Source organism: Aliidiomarina soli, from assembly GCF_003986975.1.
Taxonomy (GTDB): Bacteria; Pseudomonadota; Gammaproteobacteria; order Enterobacterales; family Alteromonadaceae; genus Aliidiomarina; species Aliidiomarina soli.
Genome location: NZ_PIPO01000001.1, coordinates 576,664 through 592,247 on the forward strand (window position 1 = coordinate 576,664; position 15,584 = coordinate 592,247).

Genomic DNA, 15,584 nt, shown 5'->3' on the forward strand with positions numbered 1-15,584 from the left:
TATAGCCGTGCGCACTTAGAGCAGGGGACTTAAAAAGAACACCAGCCGCTCCCGAAACCGGGAGAAAATTGAGCGTTTATGCCAGCGCTCCGGGCATATGGTTTCGCTGTCCTCTATATAGGATGCAACCAGGTCACAAATAGCTTTGCAGCTGGACGGATGAAACAGGGCCAGGGATATTTCAAAATTGACCTGCAGACTGCGGGCGTCCAGATTCACACTGCCGAAGATTGCCAGCTGATCATCAATGAGTAAGGCTTTGGTATGCAATAAACCACCGTGGTAATTGCGAATTTCTGCGCCTGCTTGCAATAAATCGTCATAGAACGCCCGACTGGCCCAGCTAACCAGGCGCGAGTCGTTGCGTCTTGGGACCAGAATGGTCATTTTGACTCCCCGGGCGAGTGCCTGCAGTAAGGCTTCAAACACCGGCTCAGGTGGGACGAAGTAGGGGGTACAGATGGTTATGCTGGTATCGGCGCGGTAGATTGCACTGAGCATAACTTCGGTAATCAGATCATGACCCAGGCCAGGACCTGAGGGAATGGTGGCAAGCCATTGCTGGCTTACGTGTTTCTCAACATCGATTGAGGTCGGCAAATGCTCTTCGGTTTCGACCTCCCAGTCCCAGGCAAACACCTTGGCCATACCAACAGCGGCGGCTCCCCGAAATCTTGCCATTGCATCAATCCACTGACCAACATTCGCATTTTTATTGAATTCCGTCGGATCTGCCATGTTCATTGAACCCGTGTAGGCAATTTGATGATCGATCACGATAATCTTACGGTGCAAACGGATATCGGCCCGACGCAGAGCTAAGCGCCAGGGCGACACTGGCAAAGCGGGTACAATATGAATACCTGCTTCTTTCATCGCTTTATGCCCTTTGCTAAAGAAAAATGGCCAGGAACCAGCGTCATCCGCCAGAATACGTACCTCAACCCCGCGCTGGGCTGCTTTGATCAGGGCAGTCTCGATCTCATTAACCTGACCTTTGGAATGCCAGATATAAAATTCCAGATCAATAGTGCGTTGCGCATTCTCAATGTCTGTTCGTAACGAAGCAAAAATCGCTTGCGGGCTGTTTAACAGGGTAAAGTCGTGATAATTCAGTACTCCAACACCCAGGCGTTTAATCAATAGCTGTTGGATGGCTTTCGATAGTGACGAGTCGGGTAGAGTATCGCTGTCATCATGCATTTTCTCGGTCATCGATTTAAGCGCGTTCATATAAGGTTCACGCATCGACTCGGATTTTTCAGCGCGACGCTGCCCCAGCTGCATTTCGCCGAAGAAGAAGTACGCGAAAGCGCCTATCAGAGGCACTATATAAATGATCAGAAGCCAGGCAAGTGACGCGCTCATACTTTGACGTTTAAAAATCACACGTAACGTCACGCTGGCGATAAAAAGCCAGTAAAGGATGAAGAGTAAATCCGATGATATCATCCGTTAGAAGGTCCGTTTTGAGAGTGAATAGCTTCCATTTTAGCCGCTTTGGCGAGAAAATCAGCACTTAATCAAGTATTTACTTAGTTTAGTAAAATCCCGCTTGCGCTGGAACAAGGTTATCAGTATAGTGCACCTCATCGGACGCGGGGTGGAGCAGTCTGGTAGCTCGTCGGGCTCATAACCCGAAGGTCGTAGGTTCGAATCCTGCCCCCGCAACCAATTCTCTGTATAGATTCTCATAAGTAAAGACTCAATCAAGGCACATCCAGTGCCAATAGATAAAAAGACTTCTTCCTTCTATTTCGCTATAATCAGCGCACAATTTCAAACCAAGAAACTACATGCTCAATTATTTCGCGACCTGCGCTAAAGGTCTTGAACCCCTGCTATTCGAAGAAATTCAGTCCCTCGGTGCATCCGATGTTAAACAAACGCTAGCCGGTTGCTATTTCCGTGGCGAGCAAGAAGTCGGATACCGAATTTGCCTATGGTCCCGCCTAGCCAGTCGCGTTCTACTGCAACTCGATAAGCAGGACGTTTTCAACCGGGATGACCTGTTACAAGCCTCAACCAATATCGACTGGCCGTCGCTGTTTTCGGACCGCGCGACCATTGCAGTCGATTTTCGTGGTACCTCCACCGAACTTAATCACACTCAGTTTTCTGCCCGCGTGGTAAAAGACGGCGTGGTTGACCGCTTCCGTGAAGACCAGCATGCACGGCCCAATGTCGATCCGCAGCAACCCGATATTCGCATCAATGTCCGTTTATCCCGGGATCAGGCAACCTTTTATCTCGATCTCAGTGGCGAAAGCCTGCATAAGCGCGGTTACCGTTTGCAGAAAGGGGCAGCGCCATTGCGCGAGACACTTGCAGCGGCGGTGGTAGCTCGTTGCGGCTTAACCCTGGCGGATGCGCAGAAAGAACAAACTATTCTCGATATTTTTGCTGGTTCCGCAACACTGCTGCTGGAAGCCGCGCAGGTACTAACCGACCGCGCACCGGGTTTGGCTCGTGAGCGCTGGGGCTTTGAAGGTTGGCGCGGACACCGGCCGGCCGTGTGGCAGGCTCTGCGGCAGGACGCGATCGAACGTTTTGAAAGCGGTCGTACACAATGTGCGACCCGTTTTGTTGCGGTCGACTTAGACGCTGAAGTGCTCGATGCCGGACGAGAAAATGCGCAGGCACTCGAGGTGGAGCATTTATTTCAATTTCACTGTGCAGATGCCCTGGAGTTCGACGCATCCGAGCTTACCCCCGGACTTGTCCTTGGCAACCCGCCCTATGGCGAGCGCCTCGGCGACGAACTTGCAGTATTGCTGTTGTTCCGTCAACTAGGTCAGCGTTTACGCAGCCACTACCAGGGCTGGCAGGCCGCCTTACTGGCACCGGAAGAAGTACTGCTAAAGCGTCTTAAGCTGACCAGCCACAAAAAATACAAACTGTTCAATGGCGCGATTCCAGTGACTCTGGCGCTGTTTGATATGAATGAATCGCAAGTTGAGTTTACAAAAACTCACAACGATGATGTCGCCAACCGCCTGCGTAAGAATGCACAAAAGCTGGCGAAGTGGGCGCGCAAAGAGGGCGTTGACTGCTATCGTCTGTACGACGCGGACCTACCTGAGTACAACGCTGCCATTGATGTCTATGGTGACTATCTGGTGGTTCAGGAGTATGCGGCGCCCTCAGACATTCCGGACGGGGTCGCTGATGACCGTTTCTGGCATATTCTTGAAACAATTCCTGCGGTGTTGCCGTTTGATGAAGCCCATATGGTGGTTAAGCAACGCAAACGGCAGGCTGGTAAAGCGCAGTATGAAAAGCAGGAGGCGAAAGAAAGCATCGAGTTCGAAGTCGCCGAATACAATGCGCGCTTTAAAGTTAACCTGACTGATTACCTGGATACCGGACTCTTTCTTGATCACCGTTTAGTGCGTAAAGAAATTCAACGTCTGGCGAAAGACAAACGGGTGCTTAATCTGTTTGCTTACACCGGTAGTGCATCGGTCCATGCCGCTATAGCAGGGGCCGAGCATATTACCACTGTGGATATGTCGCGCACCTACCTGAACTGGGCGAAAGATAACTTCCGCCTTAACCACCAGACCATCAGCAAACACGACTTTATTCAAGCCGATTGCCTGACCTGGCTAGAGGATGAAGCAACGCAGGGCGAACAGCAGTGGGATTTGATTTTCCTTGACCCGCCAACGTTTTCGAATTCAAAACGAATGGAAAACAGCTTTGATGTGCAACGTGACCATGTTGGCCTGTTGCAGCACGCAGCATCGTTACTGGCTGCCGATGGATTACTGATTTTCTCGACCAATAAACGTAAGTTTAAGCTCGATACAGACGCCTTAGCAGCTGCTGGACTGGTGGCTGAAGACCGCAGTGCCTGGTCGATTCCTGAAGATTTCAAACGTAACAAGCACATTCACCAATGTTGGTTCCTGCGCCATGCCTGAGTTCTATTTACTGATCAGGCATCCATGCCCATTGTGCCAACAGGCTCTGGTGATGATCCATCAGACAGAGCTGGAAGAGCCGGTGTCTTTGCACATGGTCGATATTGACGAACAACCTGAGTTACAGGATGAGTATGGCTGGCTGATTCCGGTACTGATCCGGCAGCGTGACGATGCCGAATTGAAATGGCCTTTTGATCCACAACGGTTAGCGGAGTTTTTGCAGCAATGACAACTTTACTGCAGTTAAAAGATGCACAGCTGAGCTTCGGTTCGGACCCTATTCTTGACCACGCCGATTTTGCTATCGAGCATGGCGAACGGGTTTGTATCGTTGGTCGAAACGGTGCTGGTAAATCCAGCCTGATGAAAATTATCGATGGCGAAGTCCAGCTCGACGGCGGGAGCCTGAATAGCAGCGGTTCGAGAGTCGCGCGTTTACCCCAGGACCCGCCCGCCCAGTCGGAAGATACGGTGTATGACTATGTCGCCGAAGGGCTTGCAGAAGTTGGTGCATTACTAAAACGGTATCATCAGTTAAGTATGCAGCTCGGAGACTGTGATGATCAGGTTCTTGCTGAATTCGGCAAGGTTCAGCAGGGCATCGAAGCACAGAATGGATGGCAGTTTACCACCGCCATTGATCAGGTCTTAACTCGTTTAAATCTGGACCCGGATGCCACCCTTGAGCAGTTGTCAGGCGGGTGGCTGCGGCGGGTGGCATTGGCCCGCGCGCTGGTTACTCAGCCGCAGATACTGTTACTGGATGAGCCTACCAACCACTTGGATATTGAAATGGTCGAGTGGCTGGAGAGCCAACTGCTTGATTTTAACGGCGCCATTATCTTTATCAGTCACGATCGCGCCTTTATTCGTCACCTGGCGACCCGCATTGTCGACCTCGACCGCGGACAGTTAACCAGTTTCCCCGGCGATTACGATGCCTACCTTGAAGAAAAACAACGTTTGCTTGAAGTAGAAGCGAGCCAACGTGCTGAGTTTGATAAAAAATTGGCGCAGGAAGAAACCTGGATACGGCAAGGGGTTAAAGCACGTCGAACCCGAAATGAAGGCCGCGTCCGTGCGCTTCAGGCGCTGCGCAAACAACGTGCTGAACGACGTGAGTTGCTCGGCAGTGCACGGCTGAACGTCAGCGAAGGAAGCCGCTCGGGTAAGATTGTATTTGCCGGTGAGCATATTAATCTGAGTTTTGCTGACAAGTGCATTATTGATGATCTTGATCTGACTATTCAGCGCGGCGATAAAATTGCGCTGGTGGGTCCAAACGGCTGCGGTAAAAGTACCCTGATTAAGGTTATCCTTAACCAGCTTGAGGCCGACAGCGGCAAAGTGAAGTTTGGTACCAACCTCAAGGTGGCGTACTTTGACCAGCACCGTGCGGCGCTGGATCCGCAAAAGTCAGTCGCCGAAAATGTCGGCGATGGCAAGCAGGATGTTATTCATCAGGGGCGCCCGCGCCACATTCTGAGTTACCTGCAGGACTTTTTGTTTTCGCCGCGACAGGCACAAACCCCAGTTAAAGCGCTGTCCGGCGGGGAGCGCAATCGCGCGCTGCTAGCCAAGCTATTCCTGCCGGAAAGCAATGTGCTGGTGCTCGATGAGCCCACCAACGATCTCGATGTGGATACCCTCGAGCTGCTGGAACAAATTATCAATGACTACCAGGGCACCGTATTGCTGGTAAGCCATGATCGTGAGTTCGTTGATAACACCGCGAGCAGCATATTGTTGTTTGAAGGGGCAGGGCGTATTACTGAGGTAGCGGGCGGCTATGAAGATGTGCAAAACTACCTCAAGCATAAAGCGCAACAATCGACGCAACAGGCGTCAAAAAGTGCCGCTGGCAGCGGAACCAAAAGTGCACCGCAACAGTCAGAGGGCAAGGCTTCAGCGTCTCGCCCGAAAAAGCTATCATATAAGCTGCAGCGTGAACTTGAAGAGCTGCCCGGGCAAATTGAAGCCATCGAAGCTGAACTGGAAAACTTGCAGGCAGCTATTGCCGAGGCTGATTTTTTTCAGCAAGCGCATGAACACACAGAGCCAGTTCTGAGCCGCGTAGCAGAGTTAGAAGAGGCACTAATGCATGTCTTAGAGCGTTGGGAAGAACTGGAACAACAACAAGGTAATGAACAGGCATGATCAAGAAGTATTCGGTAAGTCTGCTGGCAGCGTCGATCGCCGCCAGTGTTAGTTTCGCCAGTAATGCCAATGATAGTATTGAGGTCGTCGACCTCGGCGCCTTAGAGGGTGCCTATGAAACCTATCCAACGGGAATGAATGATGCTGGTATCGCTGTTGTCGTCAACCGCAACCTTTGGAACCAGAACATTCGCTTTGAGCTAATCGACCCAGAGCGCTTTGAGGACGAAGATTTAGATAATCCTGATGATAATACGTATCGCTTAGTACGCAACGCATTAAATAGTCCAGGAGCTCTTGGCAGTGACCCGGCATCGCAAAAACTGGGCCAGCAAATTTCACATAAGTATGACGGCCAGCCAGTTGCACTGGAAGGGTTCGACAGTATTGATGCTGAAACCAACCGGGAAACCGATTCTGTCAATTACATTGGCACGGATATTAATGATCTAGATGTGATTGTCGGCCAGGCTGGTGAACCTTATGAGCGCCGCGTGACCACAAACCGGGAACAAGAGGAAGTGCAATACTTCATGCGTGATAGCTTTCCTCGTGCATTTGCCAAAGAAGCAGGTGCTATTACGTTCTTGCCATCGTCTGTTAGTGACCTTTATCAGGGTGGTACCAGCCGTGCCACCGCAGTCAATAACCAGAACCAGGCGGTTGGTTATGCCGCGGTCGCTAACACGCCCAATCTGACTAATCGCTTTGACGTATGTGCTGAACCTTCAGACGACGAAGCCGAGTCAGATCCCAGCTATGAAGAACTCAATGTCTGCATCTGGCGTTATTGGTACAGCCAGGAAGTTGCTACCGTAGCCAATGGAGGCTCTCGCAGCCCGATTTTTGTTGAACAGGCGCACGCCTGGGAGCAAAGCGAGCAGGGCGAATGGCAAGCGCGTCACCTCGGAGCCTATGAAGCACCAGAACCGACTGACGAAGATGCGCAGCGAATCCTGCTAACCAGCCGGGCGTACGATGTCAACGAGCAGGGTATTGCCGTGGGTACAGCCCAGCGCGTGGTGACCTATTTCGAAGGGACCGAGAATGTGCTGGTAAACACCGCTGTGGTTTTCCGCGATGGCGAATTGCAGGATCTGCAAGACGAATACCGTTCGCAGAACAGCCTTGCAACAGCTATTAATGACGATAACATCGTAGTTGGTTATACCTCAGAACGAGCCGGACTGTTTAACCGTGACCGGGCGTTCTATGTCGATATCGAGGATCCGTCAGCGGAGCCAACGTATCCACTAGGCTTTTTCAATACGTCCTCGTGGCGCCCGCGTGCTATCAATAACAACAAGCAGGTGGTAGGTCAGGGTGAAGTGTCAACCTTACAGGCTGCAGTGCGGCCCACAGTCGGCTTCTTGTACGACATTGAAAGCGATACCATCACCGACTTAAATACCTTGTTACCCTGTGACAGCGGTTACCGGATTATTGATGCGGTTGATATTAATGACCGTGGTGAAATTCTTGCCGTTGCATTAACCGAGATTGTTATTCCCATCGATGATACTCAAAGCAGTGCGGATCGAATCCGGGCTGTGCGCCTGCAAGCTGGTAGTGGCGAGGCCTGTGGTGTAGAAGAGGAAGCGCGGGAGCGGCAGGGGGCGAGTATGCATCCGTTGTTAGCAGGCAGTATGGCACTGTTTGCCTTACTTATTACACTACGTCGGTTCAGAGCTCGCTCCTAAATAAAATTCGTCTATCAAAAAACAACGCTCAAATCAGATGCTTAGGCTAGCCATTCTGATTTGAGCTTTTTTTTCATTGAACTTTCATCGGAATGTCATTATCAATTAACTATGACCTGCTGAGAAGCGCTCATCTTCATCTTGCAATATCTTATACCAAGAAGAGGAAGTGATAATGAAAAGACAGAAACGAGACCGCTTAGAAAGAGCACACGCCCAAGGTTACAAAGCAGGTATCGGAGGTCGTTCTAAAGAATTCTGCCCCTACAGTACGGGGGATCCCCGCTCTCAATGGCTAGGCGGTTGGCGAGACGCAATAGAAGCTCGCAATGACGGTCATTTCCGCTAAGATTTTACCTCACAGCGTTCATACCACCATTCGATTCAAACTTTAAAAATTCTCCGACATAGGTTATCAGAAACAAGAAAGCCCCTGTTAAGCAGGGGCTTTCTTAATTCTGTAGCACGAGTAAAGGCTCAACGGCCTCGACCGCACGTTAGAATGAGGTGGTATCAGTAAACAGGCCCACTTTTAAATCTTTAGCGGTATAAATCGTGCGGCCGTCGACTCGTACTTCGCCGTCACCGACGCCCATATACAAGGAACGCTTAATAACGCGTTTCATATGAATATGATAAGTAACTTTCTTCGCCGTAGGCAGGATTTGTCCGGTAAATTTAACTTCACCCACACCCAACGCGCGACCGCGACCCGGGCCACCAGAACAAGCCAGGAAAAAGCCAAGAAGCTGCCACATCGCGTCGAGTCCAAGACAACCAGGCATAACCGGATCGCCGGGGAAATGACAGGCAAAGAACCATAAATCTGGATGAATATCCAATTCTGCTTCCACGTAGCCTTTACCGAAGTCACCACCGTCGTCATTCATTTCGGTAACCCGGTCCATCATCAGCATATTCGGGGCTGGCAGCTGAGAGTTGCCAGGACCGAACATCTCGCCACGGCTACATGCCAGTAATTCTTCTTTTGTATAACTTGATTGTTTCATTCAGCACCAATGGTCAGTAAATCTGGCGCTAATCTAGCGTACATGTGTAAGCTACACAACTCTGAGCAGTTAATTTTATTACCAAAACTGCCACCAGCGGCGAATTATCTCCTGATGCTGGGCTTGCCGAATGCGCTTGTTTATTCGGCCAAACAAGGTGTCTTTGGTGCTGTCGGTGGCGTTACCACAAGGGCATTGCATCAACAGATCAAAGGCTTCGCTGACATGTTCAACAACATGCACCGAAAATTCACCGGCCGCTACCGACTCAACCAGTTCGTCTGACAAATGCAGGTTAACCTGGTTCGAGCGTGGAATTATCACGCCCTGGTCCTTACCGAAGCCGCGTTGTTTGCACAGGCGATAGAAGCCTTCGATTTTCTCGTTTACTCCACCAATAGCCTGCACGTTGCCAAACTGGTCAATTGCGCCGGTAACTGCCAGTGCCTGGCGCACCGGGGTATCAGACAAGGCCGATACCAGACAACACAGCTCAGCCAGTGATGCGCTGTCACCATCCACTTCATGGTACGACTGTTCGAATACTAGCGTTGCTGACAGTGGCATGGGATCTTTGCCGGCAAACAGGTTGGCGAGGTAAGCCATTAGAATCATCACACCCTTAGTGTGAATGTTGCCACTTAGCTCGGATTTACGTTCAATATCAATGATATCACCGTCCCCATAGTGGACTGTCGCGGTGATCCGTGAAGGCTCACCGAATTCACTGCCGCCCATGGTAACGACTGTCAGACCATTTATTTGCCCGACTACTTCACCTTTGGTTTCAATTTTGACCTGGTTTTCCAGCATTGCCTGACGGCTCATTTCAGCCAGATAGTGCTCTCGTTGCTGGTCGTTACTCACCGCCTGCAGCAGATGGTCGGTGTTAATTCGTGATTCATGCTCACTGGCTGCAATCGCGTCAGCTTCCTGCAGTAACTGGATCAAACGCAAGGTATCCAGACTCAGCTCCTCCTGATGCTCAGTAAAGCTGGAGGACAGGGTCAGCAAACGATGCATGCCATCGTCTGTTAACGGACGATGTTCAACCCGTTGCTGAAGGTAACTTAAGTACTGGAAGTAGTTAGCCACCGGGCTTAGTTGTGCTGGGTAATGGTCAGTGAAATCCGCCAGGTAAGGAAACAAATTGGCAAAATCAGCGTCCAGATCGCGCAACTGAGCGAGTAGGGCGCGGCTACCGGCAAGAATCACCTTCAGATGAACAGGCACCGGCTGTGGTGCATAAAATGCACCTTGTTCAGGTAACTGCCAGCTAAATTCACCGCGTTTAAGAACGTATTTCAGACGCTGCCAGTAATCGCCCTGGCGTAATAACTGTTCTGCATCAATAACCAGGGTGCCGCCGTTCGCTTTTAACAGGGCGCCGGGCTGTATTAAATGCAATTCACTACTGACGGTACCAGCGATCGTTTGCAAGCGGATTTCACCGAACAAATCGGCCTCAGTTACGCGGGGACAGTAATGCCAGGCAACTTTGCTGTCCTGGGTCACGACAATATTGGCCAGTTCATTGCCCGGCAGATCTTCAAATTTCTTGTCGCTGATACTCTGCAAATAACGATTCAATGGCGGCCAGTTAAACTGCGCTTGTAGACTGTCCAGAAGTGGCGCACGATTATCCGGTTCAGTATCAAGCAGCGCCCATAAACGTTCGACCACGGCTCTGGCACTGCCAGCAGGCAAGTGGAGACATATAGGTTGGGTTTCATCGACAGGATTTACCACATAAACCCAGTCGTGAAGATCGTGGGCGGGCCATTGCTGTTGCTCGGCAACCGCACTAAACATGGCTTCGGGCTCGCAACCGGCAGGAACAATCGCGAACACATGGGCATAATGCCCGGGTACAGCCTGTGCCTGAGCGATTGCCTGTAAAGCACGTTGCTGGCCAACCAGCATGTCTGCGGTTACCCGGCTTGGTCGTTGTTGCATCCATCGCCCGGCTTGCGCGCGTAGTTGTTCGATAGGTAGCTTGGTCACAAATGTTCCTAAGTAATTCTGTTGTCGCAATGATACGGCAAGCTACCGGGTTCAACAAATTGAACCACAGTAAAATTAGCTGGTTATACTGAACTTTTTATTCCCCGCTTCGTAAATGATGGAAGCGTTGGCCCGTAGCATAGGATTTATAATTACAATGAAGATCAAAAAAACAGTCGTAAGACTGTCTGCAATCGCCACCATGTTAGTTATCTCATCAGCTCAGGCGCAATGGAGTTTAGGGGCAGGGGGCATCAGTTCAGACGCCAGCTATCGCGGTGTTGACCGTGATAATTTTGTCATTCCGGTGGTTGGCTATGAAGGCGAACGGTTTTATTTTCGCGGCCTCGAACTGGGCTATCGGTTAAACCAGGCTAGTCGACGTTCTCCACATCAGTGGTCCGTGATAGTCACAGGAGCGCCATTCAGGTTCCGTCCGAATGACAGTCGCGACCCGCAAATGCGCCAGCTGGATAGTCGTTCTTTTTCCGCTGAACTTGCCTTAGATTACCGGTTCATGACTCCGTTTGGAGTTTTTGATGCCCGTGTCGGGCATGACATTCGGGGAAATGGCCATCGCTTGAGTGCAAGTTATGCCTATCCGTTGTCGCCCAACCCACGTAAATGGCAGTTGAGCCCGTCTATTGGTATCGCCTATATCAGCAGCGGTTACACCGACTATTACTATGGTGTGTCTGTAGCCGAAGCTGAACGCAGTGGTCTTGCCGAATACGGCAGCCAGGATGCCTTTAATCCAAACCTGCGCCTGAGTGGCTATTATCGGATTGACGAACGATGGAATCTGTTTGGAGCGATAAGCGCGTCACGCTTGTCGAGCAAGATTGCGAACAGCCCAATGGCTGACGGACGCTATATTAGCACCGCGATACTAGCTGTTTCGTACAGTTTCTGAAACCAGTGTGCCGGCTCTGACCGGCCTTATTGCGCTATTTATATGACTTCGCATAATGTATATTATGTTAAATACGGTATTGTAAAGAGAGTCTGAAGTAGAATCGAGAGGAACTGAATATATGGCACTAAATACGCGACCAATTCGAGCTCCACTCTTTGTGGTTGGCTGGATGCTGATTTTCAGCACTCCGCTCATGGCCAGTTATGAAGACGACTTAAACTCGCTGTCCCGATTGCATAACCTGGTTGTCATTCAGGACGGCGAGATTGTGCTCGAGCATCATCAGGCTGGACCCGAGCCAGCAGAGGCTGCAAATATTAAATCTCTGTCTAAGTCGATCCTTTCCCTGCTCGCGGGTATTGCTATTGATAAAGGGTATTTCGAACTCAATCAACCAATCTCAGAACTGCTTGGTCGCCATCAGCCGGCACAACCACCTGCTGATCTAAGTCAGATTCAGGTCGAACATTTGCTCAGCATGCAGTCTGGTTTACAACGTACATCGGGTCGCCATTACGGAAGCTGGGTAAACAGCGACAACTGGACCCGTTATGCACTGACCCGCCCGATGGTGGATGAACCGGGCGGCGACATGCTCTACTCGACCGGTAATAGTCATATTCTGGCGGCTATTCTAACTGAGCAAACTGGACGTAGCTTGTTGCAACTGATGCGCAACTGGGTCGGCAGTCCATTGAATATTCGTATCTACCCATGGCTGCAAAGCCCCGAAGGCATTTACTTTGGCGGCAATGACATGCGTATCTCGGCACGCGGCCTGGCCTGGATTGGCCAGCTTTATGTCAATCAAGGGATGGCAAACGGGCAACAGGTGGTGAGTGAAAATTGGATTGAGCAAAGCTTTCAGCCGCGAACCAACTCAGTTTACACTGATGATCCCTATGGTCTTGGCTGGTTTTCCTATCAGTTTAACGACGTCGAGGCGTTTTACGGGCGTGGTTATGGCGGGCAACTACTTTACGTTATACCAGCGTACAAGCTGAGTATTGTGATGACATCTGATCCAACACCTCCGTCTCAGGGGGGTTACATCAACCGCCAGCACCGTTTTGTTGAAGAGCACATTCTGCCGCGCTTCAGCGACAGATAAAGGGATTTTATTCATCTCTGGCGAATACATAGCATCGCTAGAGATGAAAGGTACCCTCCAGGAACGTCTTCTCGCCCTGCCCGTCACTTACTATTAAACGGCCGCTGTCTTTCTGGATATGTGAAACGGCAGTATTGGGCAGTTCCAGAGGCCGTTTGAAGACAATCTCCATGCTGGTCACTTGAGTATTAAACTGTTTCTCAAGATCCGCCTGCATCCGCGCAACTGAGTACATACCGTGAATAATTGGGTGATCAAAGCCGAACCAACGGGATAACCAGGGGTGAATGTGAATTGGGTTGTAGTCACCGGATAAGCGCGCATAGCGCCGACCAAGCGATGCATTTAACTGCCAGATATCCAATTGTTGCCAAAGGCTTAACTCCAGCGATTCTGTGCGAACCCGGCGGCTCGCGGGCGTTCTACCACCAGCCCCGACCTGATAGGTGCTTTCGCAACGTAAAATCGTGTGCCCATTTTGGGTAAAGTCGACAATGTAGACTGGGCGTACCCGTTTACGGGTTGAAGCCCGGGCAGGTAGTTCTATACGGACGTTAATAGTGAAACCTTGCTCTGCTTTTAAGGTTCCCAACCACTCCATCCGGTTGGCAACGTGTACCATCCCCAGAATCGGCCATGGGAAGCGCTTATCAAGCATCGCGGCTAAATGGGCACGTTGTGCAAGCAGGTAAAAATACGTCAATGGGTAGGCACTAACGAGACCGGGGAACTGACTTTTATAATCGGCTAAGTGCGCGGGGCGGATAGCGTCCAGGCTAAACTGTGCCTCAATCGCCGTCAGGTCTTGTGCAACCTTGCCTGACCGAACCATGGTGGGCAACGCGCGAACCAGCATACCTGGCAATGGGGGCAAAGCAGATTGCTGCATGAATGGAACTCCTTTCTAACCAGTGCCACAGGCTTGGCACCTGCGTATTGTAGCAAATGCAGTATTTGGAAGCGCATTATTTTACACTGGTATGAACTCATCACCTCATCTTTACCTGGTTTTTGCAACCGCTGAAGGACATGAAAAAAACCAGCCATAAAGGCTGGTTTTGTTAGTGAGGCACGTCATTTGCTACATCGCCCGCTTTATTCGGCCGGTACAATCACTGCATCAATTCCGTGAATCACGCCGTTACTGGCTTCGATGTCGGCATGTACCACAGTTGCGGTGTTGACCATGACGTTACCATAGCTGGCCTGCACCTGGAGCTGGCCACCATTAATGGTTTCGATCGCGGTTTGTTCTTCAGGGACGTCGCTACTTGCGATTTCGTCGGCCACCACGTGATAGCTTAGTATCGTACGCAATTGGTCGGTATCGTCGAGTAAAGCATCCAGGGTACCTTCCGGTAGCGCCGCAAACGCATCATTGGTCGGTGCAAACACCGTATAACTACCGTCTTTGTCCAGTGCGTCGCCCATACCGGCCGCTTCAAGCGCCGTTACAAAGGTGGAGAAACGCTCGTCATGCTGAGCAACTTTAACGATATCATATTCACTTTTATCATGGTCACCATGATGATTTGCTAACGCAGCGAAGGATACGCTCATGCTCACAACGGCAGCCATAGTTGCTAATTTAGTATTCAGTTTTGTATTTAACATCGGTCATTCCTCGTGTTGTTGATTCATACATGTTTACGCATCAATCTGAGGAACAGACCTTTTATTGGCTGTTATTTACCCAGCCTTTACACAGGTGCAGGATTTGATTCAAATCCTGTTATAAAAGCAAACTATTGGTTTACTGCGCCTGTAACAAGGTAGCTGCCACCTCCTCACCTAAATGCTCCTGCAGCACTTGCTGGTAGCGCCCGGTTTTCAGGTACCCACCCTCGGCAGCAAAAAATGCAGTCAGCAACGACTGCCAGTCGTTATCTTTGGGCATAATAATACCAAAGCGCTCGCCTTCGACACTAAAAGCAGGATGATGGCGAATAGCAACCCCCTGCTCTATGGCTCGATGATAGTTATAGGCGTCGATGTAGCTGTAATGGCCGTTGACCACGTGATCGATAACCGCCTGGTTGGTATCCACCCGTTGCAAAGGCGTATCACCCTGAAGCTGGTCACGTAGTTCGCCGACCCGCACTTCATGCAAGGTGCCGGCAAAGGCTACGGGCTCTAAATCAGCCAGCGCGGCCAGTCCTTGGTCACCCTCGATGGTTGCAACCTCCTCCGGGGTTATCAGTACCGCCACATTGTGCAAATACGCCGGCGAGAAAGCGACCTGCTCACGACGCTGCTCAGTAATGGTGACATTGCCCAGCCCAAAGACACCACCGTTGCCATTAGCGACTCGCTGATACATCTGGCTCCAGTCATTTTCGGCGACAAAGTCCAGTTGCAAACGAACGCCATGGTAGCGCTCAAACCAGGCTTTAAAGTCGTTCATGATAGCAATGCTAACGCCGCTCAGTTGACCTTCTTCATTCTCATACGCAAACCCCGGAGCGGGAACATAAAGGACTTTCAACCTGCCCTGCCCGGTTTCCCTGGCGTCGCTGAAATAGCTTGCGCTATCCGCTGGTTCGGAAGCCGATGGGCGCTGTACTTTATCCCCACAAGCGCTCAGCGTGAGCAGCGTCATCGCCAGCAACGCCCAGCGAATCTGGCTTTTAATTATATTAGGCATCTAACTTATTCCTTTTTAGACTCAAAAAACCTTTATTATTAGTTTTTTCTTAACTGTACTTGCAGTCGCTTTTAAGTATGATGATAGTCGTAGTCTCCCCGACAAGTACTAAT

At 50.6% G+C, this 15,584-nt stretch carries 13 protein-coding genes and 1 tRNA gene; 8 read left to right on the forward strand and 6 right to left on the reverse strand.

Going from position 1 to position 15,584, the window contains the following annotated elements:
* Positions 1 to 15: 15 nt before the first annotated feature.
* Positions 16 to 1,452, reverse strand: a complete 1,437-nt coding sequence (cls, locus tag CWE14_RS02835; protein WP_126797982.1) for a cardiolipin synthase — start codon at positions 1,450 to 1,452, stop codon at positions 16 to 18.
* Positions 1,453 to 1,597: 145 nt separating this feature from the next.
* Here cls and CWE14_RS02840 point away from each other — a divergent pair.
* From CWE14_RS02840 to rmf, 6 genes are all read left to right on the forward strand, one after another.
* Positions 1,598 to 1,674, forward strand: a tRNA-Met gene (locus CWE14_RS02840).
* A 122-nt stretch (positions 1,675 to 1,796) separates the two neighbouring features.
* Positions 1,797 to 3,926, forward strand: a complete 2,130-nt coding sequence (gene rlmKL / locus CWE14_RS02845) for a bifunctional 23S rRNA (guanine(2069)-N(7))-methyltransferase RlmK/23S rRNA (guanine(2445)-N(2))-methyltransferase RlmL (RefSeq protein WP_126797983.1) — start codon at positions 1,797 to 1,799, stop codon at positions 3,924 to 3,926.
* Positions 3,919 to 4,158 (forward strand): glutaredoxin family protein, encoded by a 240-nt coding sequence (locus tag CWE14_RS02850; RefSeq protein ID WP_126797984.1) that lies wholly within the window; start codon positions 3,919 to 3,921, stop codon positions 4,156 to 4,158. Before rlmKL ends, CWE14_RS02850 begins: the two co-directional genes overlap by 8 nt.
* A complete protein-coding gene (uup, locus tag CWE14_RS02855) occupies positions 4,155 to 6,086 on the forward strand; it encodes an ATP-binding cassette ATPase Uup (RefSeq protein ID WP_126797985.1) in 1,932 nt (643 codons plus the stop codon). The genes CWE14_RS02850 and uup overlap by 4 nt, the downstream gene beginning before the upstream one ends.
* Positions 6,083 to 7,786, forward strand: coding sequence for a DUF3466 family protein (locus CWE14_RS02860; protein WP_126797986.1), 1,704 nt, complete (start codon positions 6,083 to 6,085; stop codon positions 7,784 to 7,786). Before uup ends, CWE14_RS02860 begins: the two co-directional genes overlap by 4 nt.
* 175 nt (positions 7,787 to 7,961) lie before the next feature.
* Entirely contained in the window at positions 7,962 to 8,135 is a 174-nt protein-coding gene (rmf, locus tag CWE14_RS02865) for a ribosome modulation factor (RefSeq protein ID WP_126787957.1), read from the forward strand.
* A 148-nt stretch (positions 8,136 to 8,283) separates the two neighbouring features.
* Here rmf and fabA read toward each other — a convergent pair whose 3' ends face one another.
* Together fabA and CWE14_RS02875 are read right to left on the reverse strand one after the other, a co-directional pair.
* The gene (fabA, locus tag CWE14_RS02870) at positions 8,284 to 8,796 is read right to left on the reverse strand and encodes a 3-hydroxyacyl-[acyl-carrier-protein] dehydratase FabA (RefSeq protein WP_126787955.1); all 513 of its coding nucleotides are present in this window, start codon (positions 8,794 to 8,796) and stop codon (positions 8,284 to 8,286) included.
* A gap of 78 nt (positions 8,797 to 8,874) precedes the next feature.
* Entirely contained in the window at positions 8,875 to 10,800 is a 1,926-nt protein-coding gene (locus CWE14_RS02875) for a Lon protease family protein (RefSeq protein ID WP_241972301.1), read from the reverse strand.
* 157 nt (positions 10,801 to 10,957) lie between these two features.
* On the opposite strand from CWE14_RS02875, the gene CWE14_RS02880 reads away from it, so the two are divergent.
* Both CWE14_RS02880 and CWE14_RS02885 read left to right on the forward strand, forming a co-directional pair.
* Positions 10,958 to 11,713: a MipA/OmpV family protein gene (locus tag CWE14_RS02880; RefSeq protein ID WP_157981769.1), complete on the forward strand. Its 756-nt coding sequence runs from the start codon at positions 10,958 to 10,960 to the stop codon at positions 11,711 to 11,713.
* A 121-nt stretch (positions 11,714 to 11,834) separates the two neighbouring features.
* On the forward strand, positions 11,835 to 12,827 hold the full coding sequence (locus tag CWE14_RS02885) for a serine hydrolase domain-containing protein (RefSeq protein ID WP_198676518.1): 993 nt from the start codon (positions 11,835 to 11,837) through the stop codon (positions 12,825 to 12,827).
* 37 nt (positions 12,828 to 12,864) lie between these two features.
* Here the strand turns inward: CWE14_RS02885 and CWE14_RS02890 are convergent, their stop codons facing one another.
* The 3 genes from CWE14_RS02890 to CWE14_RS02900 form a co-directional block, all read right to left on the reverse strand.
* On the reverse strand, positions 12,865 to 13,716 hold the full coding sequence (locus tag CWE14_RS02890) for a MaoC/PaaZ C-terminal domain-containing protein (protein ID WP_126797988.1): 852 nt from the start codon (positions 13,714 to 13,716) through the stop codon (positions 12,865 to 12,867).
* A 206-nt stretch (positions 13,717 to 13,922) separates the two neighbouring features.
* On the reverse strand, positions 13,923 to 14,441 hold the full coding sequence (locus tag CWE14_RS02895) for a fasciclin domain-containing protein (RefSeq protein ID WP_241972302.1): 519 nt from the start codon (positions 14,439 to 14,441) through the stop codon (positions 13,923 to 13,925).
* Between the two features lie 139 nt (positions 14,442 to 14,580).
* The gene (locus CWE14_RS02900) at positions 14,581 to 15,471 is read right to left on the reverse strand and encodes a substrate-binding periplasmic protein (RefSeq protein ID WP_126797989.1); all 891 of its coding nucleotides are present in this window, start codon (positions 15,469 to 15,471) and stop codon (positions 14,581 to 14,583) included.
* Between the last annotated feature and the right edge of the window lie 113 nt (positions 15,472 to 15,584).